Below are 12516 nucleotides of genomic sequence, written 5' to 3' on the forward strand. Positions count from 1 at the left end.
GGTGAAAACTTTGAATTTAATGACGTTTATAGTTTAGAGTTAAAGTTAATGAAATGCTAATGGAATTCATTAATGATTAAAAAAAAACTCTCAATAGTAACAAACGAATACTAACAGAGGAATAGTAATAGACAAATGGACAACTCTCCTGAGACATCTTTTCCTGAAACTCCCTTAGCGCAAGCCATGATACAGCGGTGTATCCAACTAGCACGGCGAGCCCAGGGACGTACTACACCCAACCCTTTAGTGGGTTGTGTAATTGTCCGCAATGGGGAAATTGTTGGGGAAGGGTTTCATCCCGCTGCTGGTCAACCCCACGCGGAAGTGTTTGCCCTCTCAGAGGCTGGGGAAAATGCCCAGGGCGCAACGGTTTACGTGAATCTGGAACCCTGCAATCACTATGGTAGAACCCCTCCATGTACAGAAGCGTTAATTAAGGCTGGAGTGGCTAAAGTAGTGGTGGGGATGGTGGACCCTGATCCACGGGTATCTGGAAAAGGTATTGAACGGTTAAGGGCGGCTGGAATTGAAGTGGTGGTAGGTGTGGAAGAGGCTGCTTGCCGTCAGCTCAATGAAGGCTTTATTCATCGCATTCTTTACCAGCGTCCATTGGGAATTCTCAAGTATGCCATGACTTTAGATGGCAAAATTGCTGCTACCAGTGGTCACAGCAAATGGATTACAGGGGAAAAGTCCCGCAGTTGGGTGCATCAAATGCGTTCAGCTTGCGATGCAGTGATTGTGGGCGGTAATACGGTGCGTCAGGATAACCCCAATTTGACTAGTCACAATCCAAACCTACCGAATCCCCTACGGGTGATCATGAGTCGCACCCTCGACTTACCCAGAGATGCTCGTGTTTGGCAAACGGATCATGTCCCTACGTTGGTGTTTACAGAGGTCGGAACTGAGGGAGATTTATATCAACATCTGGTCAACCAGGGTGTAGAGGTGGTGGTATTGAATCCCCTGACGCCTTCTCAAGTCATGGCATATTTATATGACAGGCAGCTTTCCAGTGTGTTATGGGAATGTGGTGGTATCTTAGCTGCAAATGCGATCGCAGATGGTGCAGTCCAAAAAATCGTAGCCTTTATTGCTCCAAAAATCATCGGTGGTCAAGGTGGTCCCTCACCAGTAGGAGATTTAGGCTTGACACTCATGACTGATGCTCTAACCTTAGAACGAGTCAGTTGGCGTCAGATAGGATCTGATTATGTAGTGGAAGGTTATATACCTTCTAAGAGGGAGTAGGGAGTAGGGAGTAGGGAGCAGGAAAAAGGCAAGAGGCAAGAGGCAAGAGGCAAGAGGTAAAACATTTTGCTATATTTATAAAATTTGGGATAAAAACTGCTTAGTACGTTCATGTTGAGGATTGTTGAAAAATTCCTGGGGTGTACTTTCTTCCACCAACTTGCCATCAGCCATTAATACCACTCGGTCTGCAACTTCTCTAGCAAAACCTACCTCGTGGGTAACGCAAACCATAGTCATCCCAGAATCAGCAAGCGATCGCATAGTATCGAGTACCTCTCGCACCATCTCTGGGTCGAGAGCTGAGGTAGGCTCATCAAATAACATTATTTTAGGCTGCATTGCCAAAGCACGGGCAATAGCTACCCGTTGCTGTTGTCCCCCTGACAGTTGACCGGGATACTTCTTGGCTTGTTCGAGAATACCGACTTTCTCTAACAGCTGCATGGCAATTTCTTCAGCTTTTGCTTTTTTCCAGCGGCGCACCCAAATCGGAGCAAGGGTGACATTTTGCAGCACAGTCAGGTGAGGAAATAAGTTAAATTGTTGGAAAACCATCCCCACTTCTTTGCGAATAGTATCAATGTTTCGCAAATCATGGGATAGTTCAATGTTATCAATAATAATTTTTCCTTTTTGATAGTCTTCTAGAGCATTAAATGTCCTAATAAAGGTGGATTTACCAGACCCGCTAGGCCCCATGACCACCACTACTTCTTTTTTCTTGACTTCTAGACTGACACCACGCAGAACATGAAATTGGTTGCTGGCATACCACTTATGAACATCTTGAGCGATGATCATGGATTCAGTATCTCCGGAATTAACTGGGTCTTGAGAAGCAGTGATCGGTTGTTGATTGGTCATAATTATTTTCCCTTGAGTAAGGTTAGATTGGGTTACAGGTTGAAGGTTACAAGTTTAAAGTTACAGGTTTAAGAGGATATCTCCCAAGTTTTTTGATACTGAATTTTGCCCCCCTAGCCCCCCAACTTTGGGGGGAACAAGAGTCAATTTGCTTCTAAAAGTCCCCCCCGGTGCGCTTTCCTTGTCTTGATGCAGTCGCTCATGGGGGGAACCCCCAAGACCGCGCTGCATCGCTAGGCGAATTAAATTCGCCACGGGTCGCACCGCAAAATTGGGGGATTTAGGGGGCTTGGATGTAGCCAATGAGACTTCTCAGACAACCTCTAAGGTTACAGGTTTAAGGTTATATAGCGTTTATCGCAGTTATGAGGTATTTTCTTCTTTGACGTTGATTCCCCGTCTTGATGCAGCGCAGGGCTATTTCCTATTCCCTGTTCCCTATTCCCTATTCCCTATTCCCTATTCCCTGTTCCCTAAAATCCGTAAATTGTCTACCTCATAGCTATGATAATTGCTAGAATCTAGATTCAATGGTCTACATTTAATTGTTTTTCGAGGCGTCGGCTGGCTGTGGACATGGCGTAACAAAATAACCAGAATAGGAGTCCGTCGAATAGGTAAACTTCTTGATAGGGGGTTTGAAATTTGGCTTGGGCAAAGATAGAATCACCGATACCAAGCAACTCCACTAGACCTACAACAAATAGGAGAGTTGTGTCTTGAAACAGACTAATAAACTGACCGACAATGGCAGGAATAACAGCTTTGAGTGCTTGAGGTAAAACAATCAGCCCTACCGATAGGGGAGTATTTAAACCCAATGCTTTAGCAGCTTCGATTTGACCCGTAGGTATAGATTGCAGTCCTCCTCGCACATTTTCGGCTAAGTAAGCAGCACTAAATAAAGTCAGACCGATTATTGCTCGTAACACCCGGTCTGGCCGCATTCCTGGTGGTAGAAATAGTGGGATAATTACTTGTCCCATGAACAAAATTGCAATCAGCGGTAATCCTCGGATTAGTTCAATGTAAAGGATAGAGAAGCCCCGCACAACTGGTAAGGTACTTTGTCGTCCTAGGGCTAGTAATACACCTAGGGGGAAACAGATTAAAATACTGACCACTGCGGCTAAGACATTCAGCAACAAACCACCCCATTGATTAGTGGATACCTGTTTTAATCCGAGTCCTCCTCCCAGAAGCCACAGGAAGATTAATAAAGCAATAAACCAAGCTAAAGGTAACCAATTCCCCAGTTTTGGTTGAGTCTTAGCAACCTGTTGTCCTCCCCAAGCACTAGCTACCAGTAAGACTACTATTCCTAACAGCAATAAGCGATAGGGAATTGCTACTGGAAATAGCACTAAGATAACACCACTGATTACAAGAGCTATTAACACATTGCGACTAAATAGAGTGGGAATATTTCTTGCTAAAACTCCCCAAGTTATCCCGGATAGGAAGACAATAATTCCCAGAATCAACCATGGACGCCAGTTTTCGGTGGCGGGATAGGTTCCTACAAAAAACAGACGAAAGTTATCTGTAATAACATCCCACTGGGCTTCAGTGGTTGCCCATGTTATCAAGCCTTTAACGGTTACGAATAGAAACCAGAAAACACTAACCGTTAATAGGCTATTATACCAAGTACTAAATAAATTTTTCTTTATCCAGGTAACTGGATTAACCTGTAGTTCAGGAGGTGGTGCTAGTTCAGGAGGTTGAGAATTAACAGTAGTCATTATCTATAGCATTTTTAGTTTAATTGTGAACATACTCCTTTAAGTAAAGGCAAGAGGCAATAGGCAAGAGGCAATAGGCATGCTAGCAAGATTTAAGAAAGTATAGAAAGATTTTGGGTAATGTAAAAAACGGTAATTATTTTTCCTGATTGATTAATTAATTTATAACGGCTATAGTCAGTCAACAGTTAACCAATTATCTTTCCTGCAATTGAACTGTCCGATTCAACAGGTTCATCACGAAAGAAATGATCAGGTTAATGGTTAGATAGGTCAGGGGTATGATCACTACGATTATTTCTATTTCATGACCGGCTTGGTTGAAGGTGGTTTGAGCAATGGAGTAGATATCTGGGTAGCCAATAGCCGATGCTAAACTGGAGTTTTTGGCTAGGTTCATATATTGGCTGTTTAGGGAAGGGATAATCACCCGCAAGGCTTGGGGAAAAATAACTAACCGCATAGCTAAGCCTGACTTAAGTCCCAAGGATCTTGCTGCTTCCCACTGTCCTTTCTGTACTGACTGTATTCCAGCTCGGACAATTTCGGCGATAAATGCACCTGTGTAAAAGACTAGACCAGCTAGTAAGGCACAGAACTCAATAGTTAGCCGGAGTCCCCCTTCAATATTACCTGTGTCTATAACTTGCGGTCTTTGCCAAGCAAAACCGATGATGATAATTAAGACAGCAGCAATGGCGATCGCAATTAAAGCAATTAACTGGGGCTGACCGGATTGTGCTTGTTCTACCATCACTTTAGTGCGCCACTGCCAGATTAAAACTGCTGCGATCGCACCGACTAGCAAAACCACCAACCACAAAAACAGCTGGGTGGTGAAGGGAGGCCAAGGAATATAAATTCCCCGCTTGCTCAAAAATATCGACCCAGGTAACTGAATTTTTTCCGACAGTTTTGGCAGTTGGAAGAAAATCCCAAAGTACCAAAATAGCAATTGCAGCAGCAGTGGTGTATTTCGCACTATTTCCACATAAAGCAGACTCAGCTTACTCACTAGCCAATTGTCAGAAAAACTAGCTATCCCGGCGGTAATACCAACAATAGTTGTCAGGATAATCCCAAACACCATCACCCGCAATGAATTAGCCAGTCCGATCAATAAAGCATAGCTATAGGGGTCAGTGGCTTTGTAGGGAATGGGAGTATCGCCAATACCAAATTTGGCTTGATCTTGGAGAAAATCAAACCCCAATTTAATCGCTTGTCGCTGAATATTTCGGCTTAAGTTGGTGCCTAGCCATGCCACGACCGCAATCACCACCAGCACAAATAGGACTTGTATGGCAATGCGCCAAAATCGGTCATCTCGCCACAAAGGAGGCTTTTGACCTATATTGCTTGTCATTCGTTAGTTGTTTTGGTTGCAGGTTACAGGTTGGTTGGTTGAAGGTTGGTTGGTTGAAGGTTGAAGGTTTAAGATTAAAGGTTACAGGTTGAAAGTTTGAAGTTTCAACCTGTAACCTTTAATCTTCAATAGTTAACAAGCCTTTAACGGAAGGGTGGAGAATACAAAATACCCCCACGAGTCCAGAGGTCATTGAGACCCCGATTGAGTTTAAACTGAGAACTTTTACCCAAGTTCCGGTCATAGACTTCGCCGTAGTTACCGACGTGCTTAATCACTCGTGCTGCAAAATCGTTTTCTAAACCGAGACCTTTGCCTAAGTCACCTTCAACACCCAGGAAGCGTTTTACAGTCGGGTTAGGACTGCTGCCCATTTGTGCCACATTCGCCTTAGTAATGCCTAACTCTTCGGCTTCAATCAAGGCGAAAGTCACCCACTTGACGACATCAAACCAAGCGGAGTCATTATTAATAGTTACTGGTCCCAAGGGTTCCTTGGACATGGTAACATCTAGAAGTATATGATCATCAGGTTTAGGCAGAGTGCTACGTTTGGCCAGTAGTTGGGATTTATCAGAAGTCATGCCGTCACAACGTTCTTCGTCATAGGCAGTATAAGCAGGGTCTGCTTTCTGAAATACCACTGGCTCAAATTCAACACCTGCTTCCCGCATCTTATCGGTTAAATTCAACTCAGTAGTGGTTCCAGTTTCCACACAGACGGATTTGCCTTTAAAATCTTTCAGTGTCTTAATCCCACTGTTTTTGCGCACCATCATGCCCTGACCATCATAAAAGGTAGTAGGGGCAAATTCTAAGTTATTGGTAGAGCTATCTCGGCTAAGAGTCCAAGTGGTATTGCGGGAGAGCATATCCACTTCACCATTCCGGACGGCGGGAAATCGCTCCGTGGAGTCAAGGTTACGGTACTCTACTGCTCCTGGGTCATCAAACAAAGCAGCAGCAACTGCTTTACAGACATCCACATCTAGCCCGGAGTAGTTACCGCTCCCATCCACAAAGCTAAATCCGGGAATGCCACCGTCAACACCACAAATCAGCTTGCCACGGCTTTTGACTATATCTAAGCGGCTTTGTGTAGCGCTTGTCCCACCTCCTTCACAGGCTGTCAAGGGTGCAACTAATACTAGAGTGGCTAGTACCAGAGAACTCCATTTAGGCATAAGTTTTTTCTTGGTCTTGTTTTTTAGATAGACAACGGCCTCACGCGATCAACTTACATGAGTTTCCGCTGCTTAAGCTTGCTTGCATTTTAGATCAAGTTGGTTAGATCACTTATGCAGCTAGATTAGTTATCTAGCAAGTAGGGAGTAGGGAGTAGGGAGTAGGGAGTAGGGAATATGGCATCAAAAATTATCACAATTCCTACACGGATTGCTATCCTATGGATCGGCTGCTAATGGGTAAGTAAAGTAAACTTCGCTGCAGTTGTCGGGAAATTTAGACCAGGGAAATGTAGTTATTGTAGTTACCAAATTTTAATTGTAATTCTTTTTAAGTTTTTTTGGAAAACTCAGGTGGGAATAAGCCGGACAGGCACGTAAAAAAAATAAGTATTTATAGACTAAAGGTAATCCTAAATCTCGAGCAAACCTCAAGTCTTGGGATGTTCCGGTGCCTGCTCTGGATGCATCTGTGTATTCAGTAACGCCGTCACTGGCATCAGTGTAATTCTTAAGAAACTATTTTAATTATAATTTTTGCTGATCTCTTTGTTGACGATTTTGCTATAGAATATTCCTGAAATATTCCTAAATATTACTTTCCCTCATGACAACTCCTCGATTGTATCTGCCCAAACCCCGAGAGGCGGTGGGCAACTATCTCAGAATCATTTCGATCAATGATGTTTACGACATCAAGAATTATCCCTACGTGGAAACAGTGATTAAATCCCTGAAGGAAACATCGGAAGATGCCGTGGTGATTGCCTGCCTCAGCGGGGACTTTCTCTCTCCTTGTTTAATTACCTCCCTTGATGGCGGTAAAGCCATGCTGGACGTGCTCAAGGTAGTCAACATTGATTATATTTGCTTTGGCAACCATGAATTCGATGTCAGCCTGGATGTCCTAGGTGAGCGTTTCAAAACCTACGAAGGGAAATGCTTAAATAGCAACATCTTGGACTTGCCAATTGTCGATGCCAGTGGTCAGCCACTACCGAAATATGACATTGTTGAAGTCGGTTCTCGTAGAGTTGCCTTTGCTGGATTTTGCACTAACAATACCGATATTTTCAGACCAGGGACGAACCTAACCATTCAACCGATCTTTGATGCTTTAAAGGAAACCTGGTCTAAGTGTTCCAATGACGCAACCATGCTGATTCCGCTGACCCATCAGACCATTGCGGAAGATCGGGAACTAGCCACGGGGATCCAGCAAGATGACCAACTTAGTGGTAAGATTCCTGTAATTGTTGGGGGGCACGACCATGAGATTTATATTGAGAAAATTGAGCGGAGCCTGATTGTTAAGGCTGGTGCTGATGCTACTAATGTGGTTGTTGTTGATGTCTGGTGGGATGCTTCCGAGCAGTGGCATAGTGCTGTTCATCTGTTGCCAGCCAGCCATTTTGATGCGGATCCCAAGGTCCAAAAGTTTGTAGAAAGTACCCAAAATTTTCTAGGTTCGCTGATGGATGTGGAAATTTTTGAGGTGAAAGAACCCATGTCCTCTAAACGGACGCGATTCCAACCGGAAAAAGTGGCCTCAACCCTATGTTCTTATATCAAAAAAAGCTTGAAGAATGTCGATATAGTTATGATCCAGGGAGGATCCTTTAGGGGTAAGCGAGACTATGAGAAGGGAGAATCGTTCACATATAGGGATTTGTTGGAAGAGATGCCATTGGATACCGAAATGGCCTTGATTCAGGTGCCAGGGTACATCTTACAAGAGGCGATCGCCGAAACTCGCGGCACGCCCGATCGGGAAGCATCCAATTTTCTCCATGCCGATCTTGATGTAGTAATTGAAGACTACCCGAGTCTAAAAATTGTCAGCATTAACCACGCTCCATTTGACCCTCAAAAGATTTACAACCTCAGTATTGTCCAATTCTTGTTGAGGGGGCTCGATAAAATCAAACCGTTGGTAGATTATGTCAACGCAAACGGTGGTGCTCCGCCTTTGGAGCAATGTCTTCCAGGCCAAAACCTGATCGTGGAAAGCTGCATGAAAGATGCTTGGAGAGTCCTGGTTGATTATGAGGAATGGGACGCTGATGGCGATGGAGAAATCACCACAGAAGAGCTGAAACAGGGTGTCAAAAATGCCTTTGCCTTTCTCGATCAAAATCAGGATGGCTATATTTCCCCCGCAGAACTACAGGCAGCATTGGCAGAACGGACAGGCCGCACTCATAAAGGATTAATCAGCCTGATGTTTGAGGTGTTGGATGTGGATAAAGATGGTATGGTGTCGATGGATGAGCTGGCATCGTTAGCAATGTAAGGAGAACACAATGCTTAATTCCCAAGCCCGTCCCATTTATCGATACTGATGGGGGTAGTGATGGGGGTACTGATGATGCCCTCGCAATTGTCATGGCCCTGAATTGTGAACAAATTGAGCTCAAATCAGTCACCGTGTTAGCTGGCAATATTGATTTCATAAAGCTGCTAATAATGTGTTGCGGGTGATTGACATTGTTCAACCAAACCAGCCTCCCCTAGTGGCAAAAGGCTGTGAAAAACCTCTGGTGCGTCCTCCCTTCAATGCTGCAGGCATTCATGGCTCCGATGGACTGGGAGAACTGGATCAGTTCAAAAATGCTGATGGCAGCCCAAGTATCCCCAACTTACCATGGAGCCTTCTTCAGAAGATGCTGTTGATGTATTGCTGAAAGCTGCCCAGGAATATGGCAGCGACTTGACCATTGTGACTCTAGGACCATTGACCAATATTGCAACAGCTCTGCAGCGCGATCGCACCACCCTGCAAGATCAATAGATTATGTCTGGTTTCTAGCTACTATTCTTCTAGCTACTATTGTCACCCCGCCAGAATTGTGATAGACAGGCACTGGTAAACTCTTGAGAGTTTCTCAACTCCTACCCTGGCGATCAAATAGTACTCGGGGTTTCAGCAAAATCCTAAACAACAGTAAAAGCGATCGCATTTCTGATGGACTTTCCCGTCGCTGCCATCGACCCGGACGGCAAAAGAGCATCTCTACCAAAGTGCGATGCTGTTGGAGAGTTAATGGGTCAAACATAATCCGTAGACTAGCTTCCTCACCACTGTTGTCAATTTCAGTAACTACTCCTGACAACTGTAGCTTTTCTTCGATCATCTCTAGTTCCACTGGCAACGGTTCACTGGCAGTGTTTCCGGTATCTAATCCTAAATCAGCCACCTCCGTCAAGGCCACTTGAGCACCAATTTCTGAAATCTTGGTGGTCATACCCCAGACAGTGCGATTTCCGATCTCAAGCCGCACCACTCGGCGCAACTTGAACCACTGGTAAAGGTCCGGATTGGGAACATCCACTACAATCAATAAAGCAATACCCAACATGATCAGGTTATAGATACTCCAAATCCAACCTAGACTCAGACCTTGAATCATCTGAGCGTCAGTAGCTGATATCCCACTCCCCCAATACATCACAGAAGTACTCAAATTTTGCCATAGGCTAACTGCTGTCGCGATAAATAGGATAATCAAAGGCAATCCCAACTTCGAGTTAAACACAAAGCGATCGCGTTTTACTCCTTTGGGTGTTACCTTAAATCCTTTCCCAAAAGGATTGAGCATGACTTGTATAACTGTCAAGCTGATAGGAACACACCAAGGCAATGAGTAAATATCCGACAACAACCCTGACCGGGAACGGAGGTTTAACCAAGAAAAAACTGTGAGCTGTATCAGATAATAAGGTAGCAAGAAATACAACAATTCACCAGGGGTTGCTTGTAAGGGAATCACCCCTAGAAAGGAATAAGCTAGGGGCATTAACAAGAATCCGAAGCGAGATAAACCGGTAAACCAATTTAGTAATCCATCTAAATGGGCTAGCCTTTGGATCGGTTTTAACCCCGGAATAGTTAGAGGGTTGGCATCAATAAAAAATGCCTGTAATGTTCCTTGAGCCCACCGCAATCGTTGAGCTACATGGGCAGCAATATTTTCTGCGGCTAAACCAGCACTAAGTTTTTCATCTAAATAAATAACCTGGTAACCCATCGCTGCTATCCGAATACCAGTAAAGTAATCTTCAGTCAAAGAATCGGTTACAAAACCACCAGCTGCTTCTATGATATCACGTTTAACAACAAAGGAAGTTCCGGCACAAACCACACCGCCAGCACCATCGCGGATGGGCTGAACTTGCCGATAAAATACCTCTTCTTCTGGCAATAGCACATCTTCTAAACCTAAATTGTAGGCAATCGGGTCAGGATTATAAAAGCTTTGAGGAGTTTGGACTAATCCCACATTACTATTTTTAAAAAAACCTACGGTGCGAGTCAGAAAATTTTTAGTTGGGACAAAATCCGCATCAAAGAATACAATCAAATCCCCTGATGTCTTTGGAATAGCATGGTTTAAGTTTCCTGCTTTGGCATAGGAATTATCTGGACGAGTTATATAGTTACACCCCAATTCAGCAGCTAGTTGTTTGACATTTTGACGTTTGGTATCATCTAGTAAATAAACCTTTTTGTTATCATAATCTATCCCTTGACAACCCATAATTGTTCGCTTTAGAATAAAACAGGGTTCATTATAGGTTGGGATTAAGATATCCACAGAAGGATTAAACCTTCCTGAAATAACATCTAATGATAACTGGGAAGCCTGAGCGCTACGGTTTTTGACCCTTAACATTAAAAATAGCTGGATAATACTGCTGGTTAGCAACAACATTTCCAGTAAAAATAATCCTAGGCTAAAGACACCATTAAGGGGATCCACTAAATTGAGGGTAGAGAAGATTCGCCAGAGCAGATATCGTGCCAAGAGTGCTAGCAAAATCCCCACCACTAAATTTCTAGACCAAGTTCGAGGACGGGGAGAGAGTTTCGTTACCCCCAGGACAACTACCATTAAAATAACTGTTGGTAGCAATAAGTAGTGGTGCTGAGTCACCATTGGTGCTTCCAGCCACATCGGTGGGTTTCTTTGCCAGACATGCAGCTGAGCAAATAGCTGTATAATCTGCCCCTGACCAGTCAACCAAGCTAGAGCGATCGCACTAAAACTACTAACTAGAATCAGCATCACGACCGTTGCGGCTCGTAACCTAAAAACTGGTTTGTTAGAAGAACACCTAGAGTTTGAGTAGCTCACTTTGGGAACTGTCATGTCTAAAAACAGGTATAGCGCTGTGGGCAGGGAATAAGTAATAGCAAATTAAAAAGCGTGCTAGTATTCTAAAGCTTGTTAGTATAAAGGTTATAGCAATTATTTGCCCCTTGAATTGGGCAACACCATTACACCAATTGCTGTATCATAACTTGTTAGTTTAAACTCAACCAAACTACTAAAATAGTATGGGAATAATCTAGATGATATTGATAAGAGATTAATCTAAGCTGAGGCAAATATTAAAATTTACTTAACTTGCCGATTTCGGGATATTTTAATCAATAAAATTTTTTCTGAGCTAGACTTGAGAAGTATTCACTAAATTTTTTAACAAAAACTCAGGCTAATGCCACCGAAGACTAGACATAATAGCAAATAGAGTAATGTTTCCACGAGATAGATAATCTGATGAAACTTCACTATTTAGCCATCTTTGGTGCTACTGCCTTTTTAAGCGTAGGTTGTGTAGCAGGAGTACCTGGGAATCAGAGTACTGTTCAGGCAAAACCCTCTACCTCTACCTCTACGACAACCAAGATTGATGTGTCCAGTGCTCCAGCTGCTAAACCAACTGCAACACTGGCACAGGCAACAAGTAGATCAGGAAATTTTGTAACAGCAGCCCATTCTACTCAAGGCATGGTAAGTTTAGTCACAGACAATGGACAACGTTACCTAAAGTTTGACGAAACCTTTAAGACCGATAACGGACCCGATTTAATGGTGCTGTTGCACCGCCAAACTGTACCCAAATCCTACAGTAAGGAAAATTATCAAAGTCTTGGTCGTCTCGAGCAGGTCAGTGGCACTCAACGGTACCGTATCCCTGCTGATGTTAATCCAGAAGACTTTAGCTCTGTAGTGATTTGGTGCCGTAAATTCAACGTCACCTTTGGCTACGCCACCCTTAGTAATTAGTGCTACTAATTACTAACTAATAATTA

Annotated in this window: 11 protein-coding genes; 6 read left to right on the plus strand and 5 right to left on the minus strand. The window is 43.6% G+C overall.

Annotated elements, in window-relative coordinates; genetic code table 11:
- Positions 1–135: 135 nt before the first annotated feature.
- Complete coding sequence (gene ribD, locus BJP34_RS16475; protein ID WP_070393275.1) at positions 136–1257, plus strand: bifunctional diaminohydroxyphosphoribosylaminopyrimidine deaminase/5-amino-6-(5-phosphoribosylamino)uracil reductase RibD; 1122 nt, start codon at positions 136–138, stop codon at positions 1255–1257.
- A 75-nt stretch (positions 1258–1332) separates the two neighbouring features.
- Here the strand turns inward: ribD and BJP34_RS16480 are convergent, their stop codons facing one another.
- Complete coding sequence (locus BJP34_RS16480) at positions 1333–2124, minus strand: amino acid ABC transporter ATP-binding protein (RefSeq protein ID WP_070393276.1); 792 nt, start codon at positions 2122–2124, stop codon at positions 1333–1335.
- 289 nt (positions 2125–2413) lie between these two features.
- Here BJP34_RS16480 and BJP34_RS47550 point away from each other — a divergent pair, with 289 nt between their 5' ends.
- Positions 2414–2626 (plus strand): hypothetical protein, encoded by a 213-nt coding sequence (locus tag BJP34_RS47550; protein WP_229424403.1) that lies wholly within the window; start codon positions 2414–2416, stop codon positions 2624–2626.
- 25 nt (positions 2627–2651) lie between these two features.
- On the opposite strand, the gene BJP34_RS16490 is transcribed toward BJP34_RS47550, so the two are convergent.
- The 3 genes from BJP34_RS16490 to BJP34_RS16500 all read right to left on the minus strand — a co-directional run bounded on the left by BJP34_RS16490 (position 2652) and on the right by BJP34_RS16500 (position 6419).
- Entirely contained in the window at positions 2652–3869 is a 1218-nt protein-coding gene (locus BJP34_RS16490; protein ID WP_070393278.1) for an amino acid ABC transporter permease, read from the minus strand.
- 196 nt (positions 3870–4065) lie between these two features.
- Positions 4066–5235: an amino acid ABC transporter permease gene (locus BJP34_RS16495; RefSeq protein ID WP_070393279.1), complete on the minus strand. Its 1170-nt coding sequence runs from the start codon at positions 5233–5235 to the stop codon at positions 4066–4068.
- Between the two features lie 143 nt (positions 5236–5378).
- Positions 5379–6419 (minus strand): amino acid ABC transporter substrate-binding protein, encoded by a 1041-nt coding sequence (locus BJP34_RS16500; protein ID WP_070393280.1) that lies wholly within the window; start codon positions 6417–6419, stop codon positions 5379–5381.
- Between the two features lie 607 nt (positions 6420–7026).
- Here BJP34_RS16500 and BJP34_RS16505 point away from each other — a divergent pair.
- From BJP34_RS16505 to BJP34_RS46470, 3 genes are all read left to right on the plus strand, one after another.
- Complete coding sequence (locus BJP34_RS16505; RefSeq protein ID WP_070393281.1) at positions 7027–8712, plus strand: EF-hand domain-containing protein; 1686 nt, start codon at positions 7027–7029, stop codon at positions 8710–8712.
- A gap of 184 nt (positions 8713–8896) precedes the next feature.
- The gene (locus tag BJP34_RS46465) at positions 8897–9103 is read left to right on the plus strand and encodes a hypothetical protein (protein WP_202972104.1); all 207 of its coding nucleotides are present in this window, start codon (positions 8897–8899) and stop codon (positions 9101–9103) included.
- The gene (locus tag BJP34_RS46470) at positions 9064–9210 is read left to right on the plus strand and encodes a nucleoside hydrolase (protein WP_202972105.1); all 147 of its coding nucleotides are present in this window, start codon (positions 9064–9066) and stop codon (positions 9208–9210) included. The genes BJP34_RS46465 and BJP34_RS46470 overlap by 40 nt, the downstream gene beginning before the upstream one ends.
- Positions 9211–9304: 94 nt before the next feature.
- On the opposite strand, the gene BJP34_RS16515 is transcribed toward BJP34_RS46470, so the two are convergent.
- Positions 9305–11569 (minus strand): glycosyltransferase, encoded by a 2265-nt coding sequence (locus BJP34_RS16515; RefSeq protein ID WP_070393283.1) that lies wholly within the window; start codon positions 11567–11569, stop codon positions 9305–9307.
- 411 nt (positions 11570–11980) lie between these two features.
- Between BJP34_RS16515 and BJP34_RS16520 the strand changes: the two genes are divergently transcribed.
- The gene (locus BJP34_RS16520; protein ID WP_070393284.1) at positions 11981–12490 is read left to right on the plus strand and encodes a DM13 domain-containing protein; all 510 of its coding nucleotides are present in this window, start codon (positions 11981–11983) and stop codon (positions 12488–12490) included.
- The last annotated feature ends 26 nt before the right edge of the window (positions 12491–12516 follow it).

It is taken from the genome of Moorena producens PAL-8-15-08-1 (assembly GCF_001767235.1).
GTDB classification, from domain to species: Bacteria; Cyanobacteriota; Cyanobacteriia; order Cyanobacteriales; family Coleofasciculaceae; genus Moorena; species Moorena producens_A.